The 23,624-nt window shown below is 51.6% G+C and carries 16 protein-coding genes; 10 read left to right on the top strand and 6 right to left on the bottom strand.

Going from position 1 to position 23,624, the window contains the following annotated elements:
• Window positions 1–30: 30 nt before the first annotated feature.
• From DWX33_RS05145 to DWX33_RS05115, 7 genes are all read left to right on the top strand, one after another.
• Entirely contained in the window at window positions 31–2,694 is a 2,664-nt protein-coding gene (locus tag DWX33_RS05145; RefSeq protein WP_122379951.1) for a hypothetical protein, read from the top strand.
• 23 nt (window positions 2,695–2,717) lie between these two features.
• The gene (locus tag DWX33_RS05140) at window positions 2,718–3,059 is read left to right on the top strand and encodes a hypothetical protein (protein WP_122379950.1); all 342 of its coding nucleotides are present in this window, start codon (window positions 2,718–2,720) and stop codon (window positions 3,057–3,059) included.
• Between the two features lie 13 nt (window positions 3,060–3,072).
• Window positions 3,073–3,366, top strand: a complete 294-nt coding sequence (locus DWX33_RS05135) for a hypothetical protein (RefSeq protein ID WP_022192790.1) — start codon at window positions 3,073–3,075, stop codon at window positions 3,364–3,366.
• Between the two features lie 38 nt (window positions 3,367–3,404).
• Entirely contained in the window at window positions 3,405–11,960 is an 8,556-nt protein-coding gene (locus tag DWX33_RS05130; protein ID WP_122379949.1) for a fibronectin type III domain-containing protein, read from the top strand.
• Window positions 11,961–12,105: 145 nt separating this feature from the next.
• Entirely contained in the window at window positions 12,106–12,453 is a 348-nt protein-coding gene (locus tag DWX33_RS05125) for a hypothetical protein (protein WP_122379948.1), read from the top strand.
• 15 nt (window positions 12,454–12,468) lie between these two features.
• Complete coding sequence (locus DWX33_RS05120; protein ID WP_122379947.1) at window positions 12,469–12,876, top strand: structural protein P5; 408 nt, start codon at window positions 12,469–12,471, stop codon at window positions 12,874–12,876.
• Window positions 12,873–13,364 carry a hypothetical protein gene (locus tag DWX33_RS05115; protein ID WP_122379946.1) on the top strand — a complete coding sequence of 164 codons (492 nt, stop codon included), beginning with the start codon at window positions 12,873–12,875 and terminating at the stop codon, window positions 13,362–13,364. The genes DWX33_RS05120 and DWX33_RS05115 overlap by 4 nt, the downstream gene beginning before the upstream one ends.
• Before the next feature lie 447 nt (window positions 13,365–13,811).
• Here DWX33_RS05115 and DWX33_RS05110 read toward each other — a convergent pair whose 3' ends face one another.
• Window positions 13,812–14,801 carry an N-acetylmuramoyl-L-alanine amidase gene (locus tag DWX33_RS05110; RefSeq protein WP_008779768.1) on the bottom strand — a complete coding sequence of 330 codons (990 nt, stop codon included), beginning with the start codon at window positions 14,799–14,801 and terminating at the stop codon, window positions 13,812–13,814.
• Window positions 14,802–14,878: 77 nt separating this feature from the next.
• Complete coding sequence (locus tag DWX33_RS05105; protein WP_005857406.1) at window positions 14,879–15,457, bottom strand: 3'-5' exonuclease; 579 nt, start codon at window positions 15,455–15,457, stop codon at window positions 14,879–14,881.
• Window positions 15,458–15,702: 245 nt separating this feature from the next.
• Between DWX33_RS05105 and DWX33_RS05100 the strand changes: the two genes are divergently transcribed.
• Window positions 15,703–16,149 (top strand): cold-shock protein, encoded by a 447-nt coding sequence (locus DWX33_RS05100; RefSeq protein WP_005857403.1) that lies wholly within the window; start codon window positions 15,703–15,705, stop codon window positions 16,147–16,149.
• A gap of 43 nt (window positions 16,150–16,192) precedes the next feature.
• The gene (panB, locus tag DWX33_RS05095) at window positions 16,193–17,014 is read left to right on the top strand and encodes a 3-methyl-2-oxobutanoate hydroxymethyltransferase (protein WP_005862774.1); all 822 of its coding nucleotides are present in this window, start codon (window positions 16,193–16,195) and stop codon (window positions 17,012–17,014) included.
• A gap of 9 nt (window positions 17,015–17,023) precedes the next feature.
• Here panB and DWX33_RS05090 read toward each other — a convergent pair whose 3' ends face one another.
• The gene (locus tag DWX33_RS05090; protein ID WP_008778393.1) at window positions 17,024–18,430 is read right to left on the bottom strand and encodes a phosphatase PAP2 family protein; all 1,407 of its coding nucleotides are present in this window, start codon (window positions 18,428–18,430) and stop codon (window positions 17,024–17,026) included.
• Window positions 18,431–18,570: 140 nt separating this feature from the next.
• Here DWX33_RS05090 and DWX33_RS05085 point away from each other — a divergent pair, with 140 nt between their 5' ends.
• Window positions 18,571–19,917, top strand: coding sequence for a cobyrinate a,c-diamide synthase (locus tag DWX33_RS05085; RefSeq protein ID WP_121962916.1), 1,347 nt, complete (start codon window positions 18,571–18,573; stop codon window positions 19,915–19,917).
• On the opposite strand, the gene udk is transcribed toward DWX33_RS05085, so the two are convergent.
• The 3 genes from udk to DWX33_RS05070 form a co-directional block, all read right to left on the bottom strand.
• A complete protein-coding gene (gene udk, locus DWX33_RS05080; protein ID WP_005857397.1) occupies window positions 19,874–20,503 on the bottom strand; it encodes a uridine kinase in 630 nt (209 codons plus the stop codon). The two genes, DWX33_RS05085 and udk, sit on opposite strands and share 44 nt — an antisense overlap.
• A 608-nt stretch (window positions 20,504–21,111) precedes the next feature.
• Window positions 21,112–21,786 carry a porin family protein gene (locus tag DWX33_RS05075; protein ID WP_048928426.1) on the bottom strand — a complete coding sequence of 225 codons (675 nt, stop codon included), beginning with the start codon at window positions 21,784–21,786 and terminating at the stop codon, window positions 21,112–21,114.
• Between the two features lie 8 nt (window positions 21,787–21,794).
• Window positions 21,795–23,603, bottom strand: a complete 1,809-nt coding sequence (locus DWX33_RS05070) for a LysM peptidoglycan-binding domain-containing protein (RefSeq protein ID WP_121961373.1) — start codon at window positions 23,601–23,603, stop codon at window positions 21,795–21,797.
• Window positions 23,604–23,624: the final 21 nt, after the last annotated feature.

The following is a 23,624-nucleotide window of genomic DNA, read 5'->3' as shown; positions in this document are numbered from 1 at the left end:
AAATGTCGGACAAAATTGTGGTTAGTGGATATGAGCGATGTTATACATAGATTGACACGCAAAAAAGCCCTTCCTCGCACGGGTAAGGTGTTGGATGCCGTAGGTGGGGGTACATACCCCATCTATGGAGCCTATGCAGGCTCCTCCGAAGGAGGAGATGCTACGGCCATAGAGCTTCGAGAGGGAGTGGGTATCATGATAGAGAAGAGCCGATATGCGTATAGGGTATCCCATGCAGACACATCGATAGCGGAGAGCGTGGAGGCCGCGAAGAAACAGGCGATATCCTCCGTCATGCTGGATGGCTTCGGCCATGTCACGGCCTTGGATACCTGCGAGATCCTGGCGATCGAGGATCTGGACCTGCGTTACCTTCGCAAGGACATCGACGATACGGCGCACGGTAACATCACGTTCGAGAAGGATATCATCCTTGCCGGCCTTGACTCCTCCATCTACTCAGACCGTGACGCCAACGGTTTCGGCCATGAGAACGGGTTCCGCCTGTTCGCCGACGGCACGATGTGGCTGAAGGACCTGAGGGTGAAGAATGACTCCATGTTCGCCGGTTCCCTATCCTCGCCCATGTTTGCCTCGGGGTTCCCTAACGGGACGGGCTGGATGCTCGCCCCGTATACCCGGACCAACGCCGCCGGGATAAACGAGACGAGATACAAGCTGGAGATCGATGATATCGCCGTGCGGGGAACGTTACGGGTCTACGAGTTTATCGTGTCCCAGCTCCTAGGGGAGAATGACAACCGTATCTTCTCCGCGATGATGGAGGTGGACCATTACGACGCAAACTCGGGCAGGATCTACCTCGACACGGACGGGGGACGTTTGTACAACCCGTTCCGGAAAGGTGACATCCTCATGGTCCAGCAGTTCCAAGGCGATCCCACCCTTGAGAACAACTACCAGATGGTGAAACAATACGAGCTGAAGGTGGTGTCGGTGGGCGTAGGCTACCTCTCCGACGGTGAGAACCGTCTGGACTGGCTCACCTTCGAGAACTTCGTGGGCGACCTGTCGCAGGTAACAAAGAGGGATACCTTATGCCGGGTGGACAACCCGGATAACTCCACCCGTAGCGGTATCATCAAGATCACCACGGTGGACGAGTTCGGAACGCCCTACATGGACGTGATCCGGGGGATGAAGACCGACCCTGAGAATTGCGTGAAGGTCCGTATCGGGAACCTGAACGGTCTGGTCACGCCCTATTTCGGAAGATTGGACGGTGACGGGGCGTACGTGGAGAATCTTTACGCCCGTGGAAAGTTCATCCTCTCGGATACGGGAGAGGATGTCAGCACGCTATTCCAAGTGATGAACGGCAAGCTCTCCAGCGAGATGTCATCCATCCGGCACGAGATAGCGGAGAAGGACAACTATCTCACCAACTCGTCCTTCTCCGAGGATATCGTCGGATGGGAGCCGGGCAATGACGTGTCGTTATTCACCGTCAGCGAGCGTTACATCCCGGTGAACGACTCCCTTTACTCGGAGAAAGACCGGATAACCGGTATCGTGCGGGTGTTGAACAGGCTCGCCCTCTGCATCAAGAACTCCACGATCAGGCAGTTGAACGCCAAGCTGTCACGCAGGCCGGAGGGGTTGGTGGAGATGCCGGACGGGACCACGAAATGGCCCACGTTCTATATATCGTTCATGTGCAAGGTCAAGACGGCCGGTACGCTCACCATAGGTTTTCCCGGGCAGGACCTGTACGAGACCAAGGCGATGACGCCCACCGACGCATTCGCACAGGAGGAATTTATCGGGGAATGGGACGGGACGGGTGATTTTACCATCTCCCATACCGGGGAGATATTCATCTATAACCTGCTGCTCACGAGCCGGCCGCTGGACGATTTCCGGGTGGAGATGTCAACCAAGCTGGAGCAGACGAACGAGCGTGTGGGAATGTACGCCAACAAGGTGGATAACCTAAAGGGTACGGTGACGGACATGGGGCTGGCGCTCGACAACACGAACGGCACCCTGTCCGCCTACGTGACGAAGACGGACAACAACAGCAAGACGATCACGGACCTCGGCCTACGGATAGACGGGATCAATGACAGCCTGTACCTGTACGCCACTAGCTCGGAGCTCTCCGGCCTCAGAAACGATCTCTCCGCCTCGATTGAGGTGAACGCGAGGAGCATCACGCAAAAGGTATCGACCACGGACTATAACGGGGACACGGTGGTCTCCATGATCAACCAGACGGCCAGCACGGTCACGATCAAGGGCAACAAGATAGACCTGAACGGCGTACTCATCGACAATAACGGGAAGATCTACGCCAGCCTGATAGACGCAGACAGCATCACCTCGAATATCGTCAAGATAGGAAATTTCGTGTGGGGAGGGAGCGCCTTGGCCGGGACCCCCGGGACCACGTTGATCATCAGCGGGGCAGCGACAATCGGTTTCTCGAACGGATACGCCGCCCAATTCGGGGGAAAGGTCTATATCGACGGGGCGTTATCCTGCAGCTCCATAACGGCCTCCGGGTACGGGAATATCCATTGCGACACGCTAAGCAGCGTCGGGAACGTGTGGTCATCCGGCGATTATTACTGCCGGGGACACCAAGGAGTCTCTTTCGGAACGGACGTGGACCTTGATAAAATACGGTTGAGAGTGGTCGGCGGCATCATCGTCGGCTACCAGAACGAGTGAACCATCATTTAAAACATACGATCATGAGAAAGGAACTAACGATTTTGACAAAGGTCACCAAGGAGGTGACAGGCAACCTGCCCGGCGGGGAGACGGTAAGGTACTCCGGGGCGTACGAGCCCGGCAAGGGGCTTGGCTCCATATATGCCGCCGTCACGAGAGAGGGCAGGCAGGTACTTACCATCAACCACCACCGCGAGGGGCAGGTCGGTTATAATTTCTCCGCGGGGGATGATTTCAAGACCATGGAGACCGTCATAGGCGAGGTATTGTCGGATATCGATGACCTCTATGACGAGGCGGGCCCGGAGAGCGTGAGGTTTACCGTCGAGAACGGGATCATAACAGGGGTTTCTAACGATTAAAGAATTAACAGTCATGGCAAAAGTGGATTTCAAGAATTTAAGGGTACAGGCGACGATCGAGGGCGATCCCATCATCGTTGACACCCGCAAGGAGCTGGGCAACCTCGTATGGGGGGCGGCCCGTGACATAGCCGTCTCCGATTTTGGCAAGGAGATATATTTCAGTGACGGACCGATCGAGGTCGGCGAGGAGACCGCCAAGGAGATACTGTCGATCCTCGACATATCCAGCGCCTCCGCGCCTCTGAGACGCGCGCTGATCGAGGCACTGACGCCCAAGAGACTTCCGGCTAAAAAGGGGAAGTAAGCGCATGGATTTGTCTAACCAGTCAATCGAATAACGAAATGGCATACTCAACCGATGACATCAAGGCGCTCGCCGCCATATTGAAACCCATTATCAAGTCGGCCCTGGAATCCGGATCGACAGGGGTCGGAGACCTGGAGGTGGTGACATCCCTCGATGGCGTATACTCCCTCCCGGCCCTTCGTATGCCGGGAGGGATACATGACGTGGTGGAGGCCCCCCTGTCCTTGCTGCGGGTCAATCTTCGCGTGACGACGACACACGTACAATGGAAACTGGGTAATGGAGAGTGGAAGGACCTGCTCGCCCTGTCCGAGCTGGAGGTGGTCTTCCGGCGTACGGAGACGCACCTCCAATGGAAGGTAGGGGCTGGGTCATGGGAGGATATCGTCGAGCTGGAGAGCCTCAAGGGGGAGAAAGGCGACCGGGGGGACGCTTTCCGGTACGAGGACTTCACCCTTGAGCAATTGATGGGCCTGAAGGGTGACAAGGGAGACAAGGGGGATAACCTTGAGTACAGGTTGCTGGACAGCTTCCCTTCCCTGGAGGCCCTGAGAGCGGCGTATCCAACGGGGACCGGACAGGACGGTTTCTTCATCGCCGGTGACGGGATGTACGTATGGGACCCGAAGGACGCGGCATACAAGGAGATCAAGCTGGAGGTGGACAAGGTATTCACCTCGGAGATATTCAGGGAGGTGACACCCTCCGGCGGCCGTATCGCCATCGACTTCCTGAAGGCCCCTTACGCCAAGGTAGCGCTCGGACAGGACACCCTCATATATAACCTGGAGATACAGAACACGAGGGAGGGATCATGCGGGAAGGTCATGGTCTACCAGAGCGGCCTCCGGCAGATCGTGCTGAGCAACACGATGAGAGGCACCATAGACCTGCCGCTCAATAGCGATACGATAGCTATACTGAATTACAACCGTGTCGGGGAATATATCTATATCCACACGAGCACCATCATCGGGGACAAGACCTATCCCGGCCCGCAAAAGATCAAGGACTTCCATGTGGTCTACTCGGACAGCTCCTCCTGCACGGTGCAATGGACCGCCCCTTACGCGAATAACATCTACGACAGGGGAACCGAATACGACATGCGATACGCCAACGACCTCGTGGACGCCGACGACCCGAAAGTGTGGGCGGGACTCCGCAAGGTCCCGGCCATCCCGACGCCCGAGAATCCCGGGACGCTGCAGAGAACAACGATATCGGGTCTCGTCCCTAACAGGGAGTATTACGTATACCTGAAAACCATCAAGGTGAATTTCGGGGTGGAATACATATCCGGGGCCTCGGATCCCGTGTACTTCCGCACGGTCGGCAGCGAGGACATGACGAGGGCCTACCGTATCAACCTGACGGAAAGGAACATCATCCCCCAGCTCAGGAATTATCTCACCGACACGGACGGGACCGTCTGCTCGGTAGGCAGGATGGTGGACGAGACCGAGAGGAACGTCTTCCTCGATGACGGGTACCCGGACATGACGAACAAGGGCTACTCGACTTTCTGGTACCAGTACAAGTACGGCCGGGACACCTCGCCTTTCGACATCGTCATAGACCTGTTCTCCGCCTACGTCATAGACAAGATGTTCGTATATACGTCATCCCGGAACAATTTCTCCGTCTACGGCATGAGGGACATGGGCTACGACTGGGAGCGTGTCGGCGAGATCAGGATCGAGTACAACGCTTGGGCGGCATTGGATTTCAGGTCCTGTCAATGCAGGTATATCAAGCTGTCTTGGGATCTCATGGATTTCGGATCGAACTCCAAGACCCCCGTCATGGGCGAGGGGGCCGAGGGATTCCCGGAACCGGAGTACAACGGGACACTGGAGAGCGTGAGGAACCTGCTGCTTTACGGCCGTCCGGCCTCGACCCGGCCGGAGGGGATCATGTCACCCCTGCGCCGCTCCACGACCCGCAAGACCGTGGACCAGTTCCTCTGCACGAACGGGCACGCCTACCAGCAAGGGCGCATCCATAGCATGTGCTCCGGCGAGAGGTCCCGCATGTACATCTCCCTCGGCCATTTCGCCGCCTTCGACCCCTCCGGCCAGCCGGTCCCTTACGCCCGTCTCGCCGACATGCGTTTCCGGGTAAGCCGGATACCCTGGGTGAGCGGGAACAACGGGACGGGGGAAAACCTTGTGGAGACCTTGACCAACACGTACAAGAGATATGGATTGAAGCCCTATATCTGCAGCACCGGCGTTTTTGACCCCTGTCTTTACGACAGGTCCCTTACGATCCATAACCGTCCATGCGACGCCTATTGGTACCCGGGAGCGTGGAAGCCGGTGCCCAGGCGCGGTGTCGGTGGCCTTGACAGGTACCTCGGGGTGACGACGGACGCCAATTCCTACAAGACATACGCCAGGCTATGCCAGGCGTTGGCCGCGAAATATGGCAGCGCCAAGGTCGATGGCACGTGTCTCTTCTTCCCGGAGGACGAGTCCGCGGAGACGGGGCTTGACCTTATCAGCGGCATCGAGCCGGAGAACGAGCCGGACGCCAACTGGAACGGCTGGGTGGGCTACGAGCGCGCCGAGGAGTACGCCGCCGTCGTGTCCGCCTCGTCGGACGGCCACGCGGGGACGCTCAAGGACGAGGACGGCAGGGCCATCCCCGGCACGAGATACGGGGGCATCCTGCCCATAGCCGGCGGGACGGCATCGGTGAACCTCGGCTACCTCCAGCCCGCCATCCTCCGCTGGAAGGCCACACGGGCGAACGCCACGATACCCGTTGACGCGTTCTCCATGCACATGTATTTCAGCAACATCGGCAACCAGGGCGGTAGCGACGAGGCCGTGCAATACGGCATCACGCTCGAGGAGGCCATGGGCAACGACACGGGTGGCGAGCTACCCAAGGTCTGCGCCTTCCGGGACCGTGTGGCCCCGGACAAGGAGGTATGGCTCACCGAGTTCGGATGGGGCGAGTCGGGAGCCCGGGAGACCGCCAGCAAGTACCAGTGCTACTCGCAGGCCGGCAGGCAGGTTGGGAACTGGACCGTCCCGGACCGGCACCGCTCGGATGTCAAGGGGGCCTGGATCATCCGGGCGTGCGTCCAGATGATGGCGATGGGTGTCGATATGGTCAATTATTACTCCACCGAGTGCGAGGGCAACTATTTCGGGGCCGGGAAGTATGACTCCGGGGCCGGGTTCGAGATGTTCCACTGGAACGATTGTACCGACGATACCCCGGGCGCCAGGGTGGAGGCCATCAAGGCCCATGAGTGCACGTATCCGAGGGGAGGTTTCGCCACGACGGGGCTGTTCGGCCAGCTGCTCGGGAACGGGGCCTACCCGATAACCCGCGCCTACTGGTGGATCGCCACGTTCCGCAACCGTTTGAAAGGTTACGTGTATACCGGGATGAGACATGTCGATACGGATAGCCGTATCGTGATCGCCTGTTTCAAGGAAAGGGACGGGGACAGGGGCGCGTACGTGGTTTACCTGAATGACAGCCAGAACACGGGCGTGGAGGGTGTCGGGATACCCGTTCCCGCCGGCGTGTCGTCGTACGGGCATGTCACCGTCCACGTCCCCGAGATCCCGAACCCGGAGGACGTGCCGAGCACGCTGGGATGGGACAAGGAACGTACCGGATTGCCGACTTCCCGCAAGGAGAGATATGTCAACGGGGAATGGGTCGTTCAAAACAAGCCATACCACCAAGACCGCCACATGTCTTACACCAAGGCCCCCGCCTCCTATCCGGAGAATCCCGCCGAGGGTGACGAGATTACCATATTGCCCACGGAGGCGGAGAATCCTTATTTTCCGATAGTCGGGCCTGTACAGGCCAAGGCCAGCCCCCATAAGAACACCCTGTCGGCCCAGCAATACGAGCAGGACCGGGAGAACTGGGAGAGCGAGCCGCAATTGGACAATGACGGCAACGTGGTCTGGACCGTCAAGGGAAACCCGATGTACGCGTGGCGGCAGGTGGACGCCGTATGCGACTACATCGATTTCCATCCGGAGGGTATCCGGGGAAGGATGGGCGACGAGAGAACCGGGGAGGTCATCCGGGGCATGATCCGGACGAACGTGTCCGAGTTCCCGGAGTTCTTTTTCTTTGACGCCATACCCGAGCCGGACTACCGGGGCGAGATCACGGACCTCTCTTCCCGTACGGTATCCTCCTCCGCCATCGAGCTGTGGTGGAACAACACCGGCGTGGAGGATACCGGCTATGAGATATTCGTGTCCGGTCTCCCGGAGACGGGGTATACGTTGCTGAAGACGGTCGGCATAGACGTGGAGAACAAGGCCGTGATATCCGGGCTGCTCCCGGATACCACCTACTATTACAAGGTACGTCCCGTCAAGGGTGAAAAGACCGGGACGATGAGCGAGTACGTGTCCGCCAAGACATACCGGGACATCCAGCCGCCGACGGGCTTGCGGGTGGAAAGCCGTACGGCCACGTCCATCGGGCTGGCATGGGATTACGACGCCGGGCAGGTCGCCGATTTCCTCTCCTACGCCATTTATCGGGCTGACGATACGGGGGCGTACGCACAAGTGGGTACGGTTGACGACCAGTCTGTGCAGACCTACGAGGACATGGGACTGGCGGTCGGGCGTGTCTACCGGTACAAGGTACGCGTGTCGGGCTTGAACGGCGTCTCCGACTACACGGGGGAGGTCGAGACAAGGACGCTGCTCCCCGAGGAGGTGACACCCGTGATCCGGAACGCCATCACCGACAAGCTCGGCAGCAAGGTGATACTTACCTTCGACCTCCCGATCGGTATTGTCGGCGGCGGGGCCAAGGCTGGCTTCACGCTCACGGAGGACGGGAACCTCCGGATGGTCCTGTCCGTGACAAGGGACGAGGCCAACCACAACAACCTCGTCCTGTCCATCCCGCAGGACTCACTGGCAGACTATGACAAGAAAACCGACATCCGCGTATCCTACAATGGCCTTGGCGGCATCCTGTCGGATTATGGTGTTACGCTGGAGGGATTCAAGGACGTGAGGGTCGCAAACGTGATCGGCAATTTCACGAACATCAACGCCATCTACCAGATCAACCTGTGCTCCGCCGATACCCCCCAAGTAGCTGATTGGAACAACCTGGTAGGCGAGGGTGACGGGCAGACCGCGCTTGTCGGGATCGTCGATACCTATGGGCGCGTCTCCGGCGTGACGGTCACCCGTGTCCATGACGGCTCATCATTTAAATGGGGGCAGAATTATACCGGGGGTTATTGCGAGATCGAGGATATCCCGGCCTCCGTCTATGGCCCGATGTGGGGCGTATCGCACGGGAACACGAGCTCGGAGGCCGTAAGGGCGAGACTGACGTTCTCCGGCCTCGATAACGAGTACAGGTATACGGTCAAGGCATTCGGCGGTACGAGGTATGGCGGCGACATATCCATCAGGATGCGTATAGGCGACGTGTACACGCCTGTCATACGGGAGCTAGGAAACACGAGGGACATGTTGGCGATAGAGGACGTCTCTCCCGTGAACGGCGGGATAAACGTTGATTTCATCAATCCCACGGAGACCGTCACGGCGAATTACTCGAAGGTCGCGTTCGTGATCGTCGAGGAATACAGGTCCAACGACTCTCCGGAGAACACGGACGTATGGCTGCGTGACGCCACGGTCGTGGAGGAGGAGAACGGCGTGGTCAAGTTCCCGGACGTGACCGTCCACCTGAACTGCGTCGGCGCGGCGACCGCCTTCCGGATCGGCGAGACGCAAGACCTCTCCCCCGTGGACTGGACCGACATCGTGGACGATACGCTGGACGTGCCTTACGTCCTGTCCGGGGGGTTCGGGGAGAAGGCGTTATACGTGCAGGTCAGGAACCTGTACAACGAGAGCAATATCCGTGTCATCGACATAGAGTACAAGGACCCTTACGTGCCCCTCGCCCTCAGGAACGTCTACGTGAACAACGACGAGGCGACCACCTACGGCCGGGACGTGACGGTGATGGCCGACAAGGACGGTGTCCCGACCCATTACCGGATATCGGAGTCATCCGACCTGTCCGTCTCCGGATGGGTGGAATGGCCCGGCCCGAGGGTCTCGGAGGTGCCGTATACGTTATCTGACGGGGCCGGACTCAAGACCGTGTACATGCAGCTGAGGGATGATATCACCGAGTCCACCGTCAAGGTCGATACGATCCAGCTCAAGGTGTTGACGAAGGCCGTGGGAACGATAACGATCCCATTGCCTGACGGTGTCACCGACGCCGGACAGGTCGATATCTCGATCGCCCCGTTGAAGTACAACAAGCGTTTCGCCTTCGGTTACAGTATCGATGACACGTCCATGCAGGCCTATTCCGTGGTGCAGGCGCTGTTCGCCGGCAAGTGGATAGACGACGCGAACTTCTGCCATCTCGGGGCGGAGAGGACGACCGGCCATGCCCCGGAACACCCCCTATATTACACGGACGGTCTCGGCACGAGGAGATATTTCGCCGTCGGCAACTATCTCATAACGTTACGCTCCAAGGAGCAATACGGCCACCACCCGCTGGAGGGGAGCGCCGGGGCGTCCAACCCGTACCTGCGTTTCGACGAGCTCAAGGCCATACAGGACTTCGATGGCGAGTGGATGATCCACAACGTGGACGAGACGGTATGGGACAGGACGGACCCGAGATCCATCGTCCGGGGCATGATCGAGGTGAACGACTACATGGAGGCGAACGGCGTTGGCCGGTCCATCATGTCCAGCACGCCGGACGGTAACGAGAACTACCCGGCGGCGGCCCTTATCTGCGACGATATCAAGGCCATCTGCCGCGAGCGGGGGGTCGGGACCAACCTTGACGTATTGGCGATCAAGGATATCGAGAAGATGCAGACCCCGAGGTACTTCATGGACGACACGTCCGTGGAGAACCTGAGAGGCATACTGGCGAGGACCACCGGCAACAGCGTGCTCGGCCTTTCCGCGCATTGGGGAAGCCTCGGCGGCCACCGTCCGCGCGGGGCGGTCGGCGTGGATGACGGGAACTGGAACAACGTCAGGGAGGTGCTTGAGTACATATACGCCGCCTACGGGGCCGCCGGTACCGACGAGGTATGGTTCGCCAACGACAGCGAGGTATACCAGTACCTGTACCTCAAGAGGTACACGTCGATCTCGAAGAGGATCAAGGGCAACGACCTTGTCGTCACGGTGGAGATGCCGAGGCTCGATAACTTCAAGTGGTTCGAGACCACGTTGTTGCTGGATATCGAGGCCGGCACCGCCTCCTCGGACGATGGCGTGTACGGATTTACCCGTGGAATGAATAACGGAAAGTTCATGTTGAATATCAATATGATGGACAGCCTCGTTGAGAGGGCCGAGAGATACACCGCAAGGTTCGAGGCCTCGGAGAGCGGGGAGGACCTGGCTGATGCCCGATATTTTGTCCAACGCCTCAAGCCGTCGCTACGGGCTCCTTATCTGGATAGAATAAAAGCCTTGACCTCCGTACCGGTATTGGTCTCTTTCGCTATCGGGGCCACGGAGACGAGCGATCCGGCCATATCCTGCGCTTACTCGGCGACCGGGAAGGTCACGCGCTACATGATTAGCGAGTCCCCGGATTTCACGGAGGCCGGGTGGCTTGATATCGTCGATAGTCCCATACCGTACCGGTTGTCGAACGTGGAGGGGGATCATACCGTCTATCTCAAGGTGGGGAACGCTTTCGGGGAGTCCTCCGTGATGGGCGACTCGATCGCCTACAATCCCCCGGCGTTCGGGCTGGCGGGGATCGTGATCAATGGCGGTGCCGCCAGCACCTCCGACCATACGCTATCCATAGCGTTCAACGTCCTCGGAGTCGACGTGCCGACCATGATGATGCTATCCGAGTCGGCGGATTTCGCGGGTGCGGAATGGCAGGCTTACCGGAACCCGGCCACGTTTACGGTATCCGGTACCGGCAGCAAGACGATATACGCCAAGGTCAGGACGGATACGGGGGAGAGCGGGGTGTCCAGCGCCTCCATCGAGGTGACGGGACTATCCGCGGTATTGTCCTTCGGGTGGGACTACACGTCCGGGATACCTTCCAACGGATCCCTTTACGATCCGGACCTTCGGGTGACAAGGGTACGACAGTCATCCACGGGTGGGGATACGATCGCCATATACAACAAGGATGGAAGCCGGTTGGGGACATTTACGATCTCCGGCATCGATAAGTCAAATCCCGCAGCGTATCAAGGCAATGTTACCGGCGATAATTCCGGCGTGTATCCGGATGATGTCCTTATGCGATCGAATTACACCAATAGTGTCGGCGTGATCAATTTCAATGTCCCGGACGGGAGGTACAAGTTCAAGGCATTCATTAACACGAAGCGAACCACTAATTATGGTGCTGCCTCGTATGTGCTGGAGAGTAATGGTGTCAGTCAATCGTTCGCCTTGAGACCCAGTTACGTGGATAATTTCCATGACGTGCCGGAAGTGACCTTGGACGTGGCTGGAGGGGCCGTGCTTACGATGAGCACGACCGATATAAAAAATAAGATATTGGCTATCAACGCTATCGAGATTGAGAGACTTCAAGAATAAATGGTATGGTAATATACGACAACACGGGAGAATTATTGTTGGACATCCCGGTGGACGATGACAGCTATCGGGATGATATAGACATGACGCCTTTATCGGGGGCGGGCAAATAAAAGCCCCCGTATATATTAAAAGAAAATGAGTCATGGGAGTTGATTTGAATACGATATTGGCGATAATCGGTGCGATGGGCGGGATCGAGGGGATAAAATGGGGCATCCGTGCGTGGATGAACCGTAAGACGAACGCACGTATAGCGGACGCTCAAGCTGACGTGGAGGAGTTCAAGGCCCTGCGTGAGTATAATGAGTTCTTGCAAAAGCAGTTGTCTGAGAAGGAGGAGCGTTTTGTTGAGCAGACCGGACGGCTCCGGCAGGTGCAGGACGAGCTTTTCACTTTAAAAGAGAGCTACTCGGACGTGAAACTGGAGCTTGCCTTGAAACGATGTGAGAAAAAGAAATGCGGTGATCGTGAGCCGCAGAACGGTTATTAAGAAGGAGGATAAGGAATGAGAAATAACAATTTACCCCGGGGATTGCGCAACAACAACCCCGGGAACATCAGAAGGAACAGCGATGTCTTCCAAGGCGAGAAGACAAGCTCTGATCGAGAGTTCAAGCAATTTAAATCGATGGCATACGGTTACAGGGCGATCTTCAAGATCCTGTCGAACTACGGCAGGAACTACCATCTAAAGACTATCCGTCAGATGATCGGTAGGTGGGCTCCGGAGAACGAGAACGATACGGGAGCTTATGTAAAGGCCGTATCCGATTACGCTGGTATCCCTGCTGATGATCCTATCGACATCAACGACCGTGAGCAGATGATCCGTATCGTCGCTGGTATGAGCAAGGTGGAGAACGGGAGAGAGGCCGATATGTCGGACGTGATAGCCGGGTGGAATCTGCTATGAGAACGGGAATGATTTGCGGGATGCTGGCGATAGCCGGTATCCTCGCTTTGTCCGGGTGCCGAACCAAGATACAGCCTGTCGCTATCGAGAATCGTATAGACTCGATCTACATAGACAAGTTGGTACCTTACCCAATGCCAGCCGATAGCGCCTCCATCCGTGCGTTGATGGAATGCGATGAGAACGGTAAAGTAGTCCTTCGTTGGCTGGACATGGCCAACACCAAGAACGTAGAGCTCATGTTCGCCTTGGATAGCCTCGGTAACGTGATCGCCAACATGAGAGTTCCTAGGGATACGTTATATCTGCCTTCGAAAGAGGTATATGTCGATCGTAAGATCGAGGTTCCGATTCCCGTGGAAAAAGAACTATCTCGCTGGGATACGTTCAAGATCGAGGTAGGAGGGTGGGCAATAGGCTTGTTATCCGGATTGGTCGTAATTGGCATCGGTTATGTCGTTAGGTGGTTGGCTTGTAAAAAGAGATAAAAAATCCTCGACATGAGGATTCTCATATCGGGAATAGTAGTGTTTTTCACGGTATTAGTGTTTTAGGTTTTTCAGCCGCTCCGCTTGTGAAGGTTGGGCGGCTTGATTCTTTTTAAACGATCGTCCTTGTCATTCATATGAAATATTCGTTATTCAAATAACAAGTTGTCTTTCCTGTCACCTGCTCTGTACATTTGTACCGTAAGCTTACAGAGATAGTTAATTTATAGGCGGGTTCCGAATGATGTAAATTGATGTCTCTATCTTCGATGGTTAAGATGTTTTTTGTTTTACAAATGTTTTACAAATAAAAATATCTATATTTGTATCGTTTTCTAGATAAGCCAATTAACTTATATAATAAATATATGTTACATTGCTGTTAAGATCGCTCATATAACATTTCTGCCGCAGGATATGTGTTAGTATAATAGATCATTAGGGATGCTACTTCCTATAATAATTATAATCCGTGACAAAACCCTCGCAAAGCCAGTTGGCCAAGGCTTGCCGATTGTTGCTGAGGATGATCCGTTGTTGGTCGTATTGGTTTTGTATGTTGCCCAATTCGACGAATACGGAGGTCGGGGTCGTGTGACGTAATACATATAAGTTACGATCGTCTACCGTGCCCGAGAATCCCCGGCCCGGCTGGTGGCGGTTGTATTTGCGCGAGAAAGTGGATTTCATCGTTTTAGCCAAGCGCTTGCTCGCTTGATCCTTGGGCTTATGATAGAAAAAGACATCGGTCCTTTGATGCCGGCTCCGACTGTCCACATGGATGAATATCGCTCTCTTATAAGTTTCTTTATCTTTCCGGCTCAAGCTGTTTATCTTGGCGCAACGCTGATCCAGACGGCTTACTTGGCTGAGGGGGATCGGACTACCCATACAAGTTTCCCGTTTGCTGTTATTGAGAAATTGCTGGTCACGTATTCCGTCCTTTGCGTCTTGGATGATAATATGTACCTTTGCGCCTCGCGTTAAAAGATTGCGTGCCAGACGTAGCATGATGTCGTAAGCGTATTCATCCTCATGCAATTCATGGGAGCCCATTTTACCGATCGCCCCGGGGTCCGGACCGCCATGACCGCTGACCAGATAAAAGCAAGCTCCCTTTAAATCGGAAGAGGTTACTTTGTAACTGGCTAGCGACTTGCCGAATAGGGGCTGATAATTCTTCTTCTGAGGGGCGGAGGCGAGCGGAGGCAAGGTATATTTTACGCCCATGCGCAGAGTGTTATTTTTACCCAACTTCCCTTTATTAAGCTCGATAAACTCTTTCTGATACGTCCCGCCGGTACGGTTGAAGCGTTTGAGAAAAAGAGTGATGCCCTCTCCGTTTTTCGGATACGCCTTTTCTTGGGCAGTCAAGGAACCTGTATATACGAGAGCGATAATAAAGAAGAAAATACGGATACTATGTTTCACAGACATCTTAAAAATTGATTCTACGCCGTAAAGATAATTAAATCAACCTATAGTCAAAAACGATAATTTATAAAAAGAATCAATCAACCCATAAATGAGAGGGAGGATATCCTATTATAAATTTCTTTGGTTAATTGAATATCATAGGACGCGTCGTGCAATTTCGCGGAATCTATTTGTATGCCTAAAGCCCTTGCCACCGTTTCCTGCTTGAAATCTGTCATCTCATGCCGTTTGCGCATCAAATGCTGGGTAGACAATACCATTACGTCGATCGAGTTCACCCAGAACCATGAGTAGAAATAATTATCTCCGTTCTGTACGAAGAAGGCTTTCAAGAAGTGATTATCGAAAGAGGCGTTGTTGTATCCAACGAGGAAGAACTTGTCTTTTTTATCAAATTTGTCCACGTATTTGGACAGCATGTTCACAAATTTAACGTACACCTCTCGCATGGGAGGATAAGCTTGTATCTGTTCCTTGGACACGTTGCAAATGCGAAGCGCTTCTTCCTCTATCTCACATTGGGGATGTGGGCAGACATTGAAATTAAAAGATTCCTTCGTAACCCCATCAATTACGATCTCCCCACTTATTTGGTGGACGCCATTTCTCCAGTATTTTATGCCGGTAGTCTCTAAATCAAAAAAAAGTAGTTTCATAAATGCTTTTTGGTATAGGATGCAAAAGTAAGTTTTTTTATTCTTAAATGAGAGGATCTATAAGGTTTTCTCCGTTTATTTTATTATCTTTGCGAAAGTTTGAGTCTAGAATCATTATCGACATAGTTCTTCTTTTTATATTATTATTAAGCGGATCTCTCCTTTAATCATCAATTCTCACGCTAAGTTAGTATAAACAACGCTTCACGGAACGTGAGGCCCTAGTATAAATTAAAATCGACTGTATGGCAAAATACGCATCATTTGGTAAACGTGAAAACGAGAAAAAGAAACAAGCCCGCCGAGTAGAGAAACAGAATAGGAAAGAGGAAAGAAAATCGTCCGGCAAGGCGACTAGCTTTGAGGACATGATCGCTTATGTGGATGAAAATGGGATGATCACCTCTGTCCCTCCCGAACTTCGTCAAAAAGAAGAGATAAATCAGGAAGATATCTTGATCTCGACTCCTAAGAAAGAGGATGTGGCTCCCGTTATCTTAAGGGGCAGGGTAGACTATTTTAATGAGGCAAAAGGGTTCGGGTTTATCCGTGACTTGTCGGGGACGGAAAAGTATTTCTTTCACGTGAACAATGTTGTGGATGATATCTCCGTGAACGATATCGTGACGTTCGACCTTGAACGTGGCGACAGAGGCTTAAGTGCCGTGAATGTTTGTCTTGAAAATAAATAATAATACTTACCTTTGCGGCCGAAACAATTAATAAAAATATAATATGTCTGTCGCAAAAGTAGATGATAATAGAAAGGTGACCACACATCGCCTGATAGAGATGAAGCAGCGTGGCGAGAAAATATCCATGCTTACCGCCTATGATTATTCGATGGCGAAATTGATCGATCAAGCAGGAATGGATGTGATCTTGGTGGGAGACTCCGCTTCTAACGTAATGGCTGGAAACGTGACCACTTTGCCGATTACGCTCGACCAGATGATTTACCATGGTAAATCGGTCATGAAAGCGGTGAATCGTGCGCTGGTGGTGGTAGACCTGCCTTTCGGTACGTACCAAGGAAACTCTAAAGAAGCCTTGGCCTCCGCTATCCGGGTGATGAAAGAGACGCATGCCGATTGTATCAAGTTGGAAGGCGGGGCTGAGGTTCGGGAATCTATCGAACGTATCTTGTGTGCCGGTATTCCAATTATGGGACATTTAGGATTGACGCCGCAATCGATCAATAAATTCGGTACGTATACGGTACGTGCCCGTGAAGAGGCCGAGGCTAAGAAACTGATCGAGGATGCCCATTTGCTAGAGGAGATAGGTTGTTTCGCCTTGGTGTTGGAAAAGATCCCGGCGGAGTTGGCGGCTCGTGTCGCTTCGGAGCTTACGATCCCGGTTATCGGCATTGGCGCCGGTGGAGGCGTAGATGGTCAAGTGTTGGTTATGCATGATATGCTCGGTATCAATCAAGGCTTTTCTCCTCGTTTCTTACGTCGCTACGCTAATTTAGGGGAGGAGATTACCCGTGCCGTACAAGCGTACATCGAGGACGTGAAATCTCAAGACTTCCCGAACGAGAAGGAGCAATATTGATTTTTAAATCTACCAAAGCATGATATTTACCGATGCTCCGAGCGTCAAGGTCTGTAAGGTCTTATGATGCTCGAAGCGATCGGTTTCTTTTTGGGGGTTGGCTATGTATGATACGAATCGTGAGGGGATAAAAGTATAATCGAGAAATACCCGCACATTTAGATTAGGATGCAATATGTATGAGAAAGAGGCGTTTGTGCTATATCCTATATTAAACGCTTTATTCGTGTTTACGATCTCTTTCTCAATCGTTTCCGGTTTGCCTTCCTCCACGCCCAATGCTGATATTCGGGAGGCTGGGCTGTAATTACATCCGATTAGCAGTTTCGTGCCCAAGAGAAATCGATTGGTCACCGGATACGATAGGTAGGAGCCGATGTATCCGCCGATCATGTCGAGAGGATCGGATTTTAGGGCGTTCACTTGATAGGTCGTACCGGGAACTGTCGGATTCGCCAAGGGTTTCGTAAGGGATAAAGGCATGCTTGTCGCCGAGATGCGTCCGCCGAAGCCTATATAACGATTCATGAACCAAGCGCCTTCAAATCCGGCCGTACTTCCCGGCGATGCTTTTAATCGCACATCCGGAGCCAGATTAAACTTTGTCGGCATCAAGCTAAACCCCATATAGATTCCGAAAAAAGAGGGATTTCGCTGGTATTTGAATGTCTCGAATCCCAGATAGCTATGGGTGATACCTTTGTCCTTGAAGATCAGATCCGTTAGAAAATATCCGACCTCGGTCGATAAGATCCCGATTCCGGCACCAACCATTACATCCGATAGCCAGTGCTTGTTATTGAGCATACGGGATACGGCCGTGGCGGTCGCTACCGTATAGCCTCCTATACTATACCAAGGGCTACGGGTCGTCCCGTATTCTTTATGCAACATGGTGGCGGCCATAAATGCCATGGCCGTGTGCCCGGAAGGGAAAGAATGATTGTTCGAACCATCCGGACGGGTGACATTTGCCGTATGTTTCACCGTATTGATGGTTGCTCCCATGATACTGGCGGTGATGGCTTCGGATACGAGCATTCGGGACCAAGAGCTTCTTCCTTGTACACCGCCTATTTTTAAGCCAAGCATCGCTACGGCAGGTAGATATTGCAGGTAATCGTCGTAATGGTATCGGAAATTTGGAATATATGTATTGCGCAAACTCTGAAAATGATCGTCCTCATTTTTGATAATCAAACCGCTAACGATCAACGGTACCCCGATATAGGTCATTTGGAAAACATTGCTGGTAATTATCTTGTCGGTTTGTCTTTGGATTCTTCCCCAAGTAGATAAAGGCGCTAGACTGGAACTGTCGTTCCGGTGGGTAAAAGTGCTTGTTTGGGAAAAAGTCGTGCCCTGAAACATTGATATGCAACAAATACTATATAATATGGTTAATCTTGTTTTCACTAACTACTTATTCTTTTTGTTTCAGGCAGCGAATATAATAGGATCGATTTATAGTATAACAAGAATTTATGTTATTTCTATGTTACATTTACGAGTTGGTTTCATATCTTTGTTTCCCAGATATATTAGAAACAGAATACATGAGATCTCATTTGCTAATAGGTGCCGCTTCGTCGGGAAGCGGGAAGACTACTTTTACCTTAGGATTGCTTCGTGCCTTGAGAAATCGCTCTTTACGGGTGCAGCCTTTTAAGTGTGGGCCGGATTATATAGATACTCGTCATCATAAAATGGCGGCTGGTTGCGCTTCCGTGAATTTGGATGGTTTCATGATGTCGGAAGGGCATATCAAGGATTTATATGCCCGGTATACCTCGAATGCGGATGTAGCCGTGACCGAAGGGGTGATGGGGCTGTTCGATGGCTACGATGCCATGCGAGGGAGTAGTGCGGAGATCTCCGGTTTATTGCGGATACCGATCGTATTGGTGGTGAACGCTAAAAGTACGGCTTATTCGGTGGCTCCCTTGCTTTATGGCTTCCGGAATTTTCGGAAAGATCTGAATGTCGTGGGGGCGGTATTTAATTTCGTGGCGTCGGAGAGCCATTATTCTTTCTTGAGACAAGCGTGTGAGGATGCGGGTGTGGAAGCGTTAGGCTATCTACCGAAGTGTGCGGATGTAGAGATCCCGAGCCGGCATTTGGGGTTGTCGTTGGATGAGGACTTTTGCTTTGAGGAGTTTGCGGACCGGATTGCTTGCTTGGTGGAGGAGCATGTGGATATAGACCGCCTGTTGGCAATCACGGCTTTGCCAGAGCGACAGCCAGTTCCTCGGGTTAAGGAAGTCATGAGGACTGTTTCAAAGGCAAACTTAAATATAGCCATCGCCCGTGATCCCGCTTTTAATTTCTCATATGAGGAAAATATACATTTCTTATCTACTCTAGGCAAGATTACCTATTTCAGTCCATTGAGGGATGATTGTTTACCGGAGGCCGATTTTGTCTATTTGCCGGGTGGATATCCCGAGTTATATTTATCGGAGTTGAGCATGAATTCCGGGATGCGTGAATCGATTCATTCCTTTGTGGAAATGGGGGGCAAGTTGCTGGCGGAATGTGGGGGGATGATGTATCTCTGTAAAGAGATTATCGGTACGGATGGGAATGCCTATCCAATGGCCGGTGTATTACCGCAATCCACCACGATGGAGAACATGAAGTTACGTTTAGGGTATCGGACTTTATGCTATAAGAATGATGTCCTACGAGGGCATGAGTTCCATTATTCCCGGATCGTGCCTATGGAAAGCCCGCTGCCTTCGGTAGCGAAAGCCTTTACGGCGAAAGGAGGTCAAACGGATACCCCGCTATATCGCTACAAGAACGTATTGGCGGGGTACACGCATTTATATTGGGGAGATCCCTGTCGGAACGATTGGTTTATTGATTTTCTGTATGGGGAAGCCCCAGATTGTTCTCGATAAACATTTTCAATATATTGATGGCGATCTGGTTGCTTCCTCCTTCGGGTATAATTAGGTCGGCATATCGTTTGCTAGGCTCTATAAATTGCAGGTGCATAGGCTTTAGTACCCGGGTATAGCGTTCCATTACCGCTTCCGCCGTGCGTCCTCTCTCGATCATATCCCGTTGGATCACACGGATAAGACGTTCGTCCGAATCTGTATCGACAAATACTTTCAAGTCCATCAAGTCTCGTAATTGAGGGTCGCATAAAGCGAGGATCCCTTCGATGATGACAACATCACGAGGCTCGATATGAATGGTCTCGGGCAATCGGCAGCAGGTAAGATAAGAATAAGTCGGCTGCTCGATGCATTTCCCCTCTTTCAGCAAGGTGACTTGCTCTGAGAGGAGCGGCCAATCAAATGCGTCGGGATGGTCGAAATTAATATATTGACGTTTCTCTACCGGCACATGGCTGTTATCTTTGTAATAAGAATCTTGAGGGAGTAATACGACCTCACCGGGAGGTAAACTTTCTATGATCTTTTTTACCACTGTAGTTTTCCCGGAACCAGTCCCGCCCGCTATACCTATAATTAGCATGATTTCTTATATTAATCCATATTTATGTTTATAAATGCAAAGGTAAGAAATATTTATAGTGGTAGTATTTCGCTGTTAATAGAAAAAACGAGATAAAAAGAGCTGAATTCTATGTTGTATAGCATGTTTATCTTAAATAAAGTTAATGAGTAGGCTTTTCTTGTTGGAAAATTATGCTGCATAACATAAAGTCTCTATATTTGCACTGTGTTTTTCATGGTATTAGATTTAAGGTTAACAATGAGATTGGCTGTCCGTGACGGATGGCCTTTTCTTTTATAGTAGGTCACCTCAACAATAATGATAGTTAGATGCGTTCCCCATTGTATTCATGATTTATTACTGTAGAACCTTCCTGTTGGATAAAGGTATTATCGGAAGTAGCTTGTACGCCTGTATCCAAAGATCTTTTCACGGATGTGAAATGATCTTTTCACAAGGGTGAAACGATCGTATCACGAGCGTGAAAAGATCTCTTCACAGGTGTGAAAAGATCAGATCGTCCGGAGATTGGCTATACTATCCACCGTTCTTATCCCTTGAGTGGGATTACTTGCGGCACAGATCTTACGATTGGTTGTTACGATATTATCACGGGCCCATCCCCTTTATTTGCTAAAGATGGGAATCAGATAGGTTAGTTTCGCGGATATTATTTGGCTGGAAGATTTAGAGAAAGTGTCTCCTTTACGGCTATTGAACATATCGCCCAGTGCATAGTAATAACGACCTTCCAACAGGAAAGAGCCTATTCCGGTGCGGAGCTCGATTCCCGGTCCGCCGCAAAGCCCCCAATCGAACTTCTTTTGGACTTCCATTGTATGTTGTTCGTCCGGACGGTTCGCGTTCGGGTTCTCGCCATTAAGGTTCGACTCCGTGCTTTCGCTCAGCGCATAACCGATTTTAGGCCCTAGATTGACGAATACACGCACTCGCTTGCTTCCGAAATGGATGTGAGTCAAGAACGGAAGCTCCATATAGTTTACCGTACGGCTATATTTATATTGAGGTTTCTCCTCAAACTTCTCTTCCCATCCATGTTGGGTAAAGTTCAATTCCGCCTGTATGCCTAAATTGGGTTCCGTATTCCAACGTATCGTCGCTCCCCCGTTAAACCCAAGTTTCATCTTCGTAGGGACTTTTGGGGCAAAACTTACGCTAGAGAAATTTAATCCGAAGGACGCTCCAACCGCAAGCTCTTGCTTAAAAGTACTTTTCTGCGCATAGCAAATCGATAAGCTTGCCATGCACAGAAATATCGCTACAAATATCTTTTTCGTCATCATATCAATTATCTTACCTCACTGCGGGTTACCGTATAATCATTCTTGTAATGTACAATAAACAAGTTCGTATTGATAAAACCGCCCCAATTATTCACTCTATGGAAATCGAATCCGGTCTGGATGCTCTTATAATGGATCTTGTCTAAATTATTCTCGAAGTTCGAGCCATATTTATTGATGGCGCCTAGGAAATACATACCCGTGTCAAAGCCTAGGATTCCATATTTCGGGAATGTGTTGATTAAATTCTTGCTATACCAGTTTTTATAATCGGAATAAAAGCTATGGACTTCCGGAGATAAGTTGTCCGCATAGAAATTACTATAGATATAGGTGTTCAATGCGTAGAAGTCCTCCAGACACTCTCTTGTATAGGTCTGCCATTCCGGATAACCGAATAGGTTGACCATATAAGGCTCTTTCTCCTCCTCTTTTAACTCGGAAAGCATACGGAGCGGTGCCTTGATCTTATTCACCGCATCTAAGGAGGCGGAGGTTGGCAATACCACATTCCGCTTGTCCCTTACCATGGCTGCCTCTATATCCGTGGCGAAAGTATCCCCTTTATAAGTTACTTCCTTGAACGGGATATCGCGTTGCTGCATCTCCGTCTTGAAGGCTTTGATAAATTCCGGCTTTTCTTCTTTATCCTTTATATTGACAAGTATGATATTGTAATCCGAGAATAAATCGCATCCGGCTTGTGCCGCCTTGGAGTATAAATAGGAATGAGGTGTGTTTACTTGATAAACATTCGCGTTTGACAAGACATCATCATTCTTGGAGGTGAAAGGGATCACGTATTTGATATTATGCTTTTGGGCAAAATCAGCGATCAATCCGATTTGGTCGTTCTGTACGGCGCCAATGATCAAATTAGCGTTTGATAACGCATCTTCTTTCAATATCTCCTTGACTTTCTTCGTACCGTTTCCAGTATCATATACCGATAGCTCGATAGAGGTTCCCATATTTCGCAAGCTGTCGACCGCCAATAGCAATCCCTCGTAATATTCCACGAAACGGGAGGTCGCGGATGATTGCGTTGTCTCGTTCGTCATGAACGGCAACAATAAGGCGACTTGGATACGGTTCACCTTCTTTATATCTTTAGGAGTAGAGAGGAGGGCGTTCACCTCACGCTCTTCCGGCTGTCTTATGTTTTGGGTGATCACTTCTTCACTGGCTACCGGTATCTTGATAACCATGCCCGCTTTTACTCCGTTTTTCAGCTCGGGGTTGAGTCTTAAAAGCTCCGCGCTGGAAATATCGAACTTCCGGCAGATACGGTACATGGTCTCTTTTTTCTGTATGGTATATTCCATTTCCTTCTGTACGGTCTTTTTTTCCGTAGTAGGCAAGGTTTCCAGTCGTGTCGGCGGGATCCGGATATTCTTGCCAATCGTAAAGGTCGATGTGGAGAGACCTGGATTGGCGGCGATAATATCCGTGGCGGGCACTGAATATTTAATGGATAAAGAGTACAAGGTCTCTTTCGGCTGGATCGTATGGTATGTATAGTTATCTGCTTTGCCGGAAGGTGCGATAGCGGAGTCCTTCTGCGGGATTCTTAACGTAGAACCGGCCTTGATCCCTTCTTTACTTTCCGGATTCAACCGATAAATATCCTCTACGCTTACGCCATACATGGTCGCTATGGCGTATACGGTTTGTCCGCGTTCGATGGTATGATAAAATATATCGCTCCCTTGTTCGTTAGTAAAAATAACTTGCTTATTATTCTTTTGGGAATAAACGGTTACGCTCGATAAACTTAAAAAGAACGTCAATGCGTATATACTAATCTTGTTCATTTGCTGTTCGGAGTATTTTGT

Source organism: Parabacteroides sp. AF19-14, assembly GCF_003635485.1.
Classification (GTDB): Bacteria; Bacteroidota; Bacteroidia; order Bacteroidales; family Tannerellaceae; genus Parabacteroides; species Parabacteroides distasonis.
The sequence above is the reverse complement of the archived record's forward strand: the minus strand, read 5'-3'. Positions and strand labels throughout refer to the sequence as shown.

Excerpts from the sequence above, each read along its gene's own strand:
- DWX33_RS05145 (WP_122379951.1), top strand. The coding sequence starts at position 31 with ATGAGCGATGTTATACATAGATTGACACGCAAAAAAGCCCTTCCTCGC.
- DWX33_RS05070 (WP_121961373.1), bottom strand. The coding sequence starts at position 23,603 with ATGAACAAGATTAGTATATACGCATTGACGTTCTTTTTAAGTTTATCG.
- DWX33_RS05105 (WP_005857406.1), bottom strand. The coding sequence starts at position 15,457 with ATGAAACTACTTTTTTTTGATTTAGAGACTACCGGCATAAAATACTGG.
- DWX33_RS05110 (WP_008779768.1), bottom strand. The coding sequence starts at position 14,801 with ATGTCTGTGAAACATAGTATCCGTATTTTCTTCTTTATTATCGCTCTC.
- DWX33_RS05100 (WP_005857403.1), top strand. The coding sequence starts at position 15,703 with ATGGCAAAATACGCATCATTTGGTAAACGTGAAAACGAGAAAAAGAAA.
- DWX33_RS05125 (WP_122379948.1), top strand. The coding sequence starts at position 12,106 with ATGGGAGTTGATTTGAATACGATATTGGCGATAATCGGTGCGATGGGC.
- udk (WP_005857397.1), bottom strand. The coding sequence starts at position 20,503 with ATGCTAATTATAGGTATAGCGGGCGGGACTGGTTCCGGGAAAACTACA.
- DWX33_RS05115 (WP_122379946.1), top strand. The coding sequence starts at position 12,873 with ATGAGAACGGGAATGATTTGCGGGATGCTGGCGATAGCCGGTATCCTC.
- DWX33_RS05130 (WP_122379949.1), top strand. The coding sequence starts at position 3,405 with ATGGCATACTCAACCGATGACATCAAGGCGCTCGCCGCCATATTGAAA.
- DWX33_RS05120 (WP_122379947.1), top strand. The coding sequence starts at position 12,469 with ATGAGAAATAACAATTTACCCCGGGGATTGCGCAACAACAACCCCGGG.
- DWX33_RS05135 (WP_022192790.1), top strand. The coding sequence starts at position 3,073 with ATGGCAAAAGTGGATTTCAAGAATTTAAGGGTACAGGCGACGATCGAG.
- DWX33_RS05085 (WP_121962916.1), top strand. The coding sequence starts at position 18,571 with ATGAGATCTCATTTGCTAATAGGTGCCGCTTCGTCGGGAAGCGGGAAG.
- DWX33_RS05140 (WP_122379950.1), top strand. The coding sequence starts at position 2,718 with ATGAGAAAGGAACTAACGATTTTGACAAAGGTCACCAAGGAGGTGACA.
- DWX33_RS05075 (WP_048928426.1), bottom strand. The coding sequence starts at position 21,786 with ATGACGAAAAAGATATTTGTAGCGATATTTCTGTGCATGGCAAGCTTA.
- panB (WP_005862774.1), top strand. The coding sequence starts at position 16,193 with ATGTCTGTCGCAAAAGTAGATGATAATAGAAAGGTGACCACACATCGC.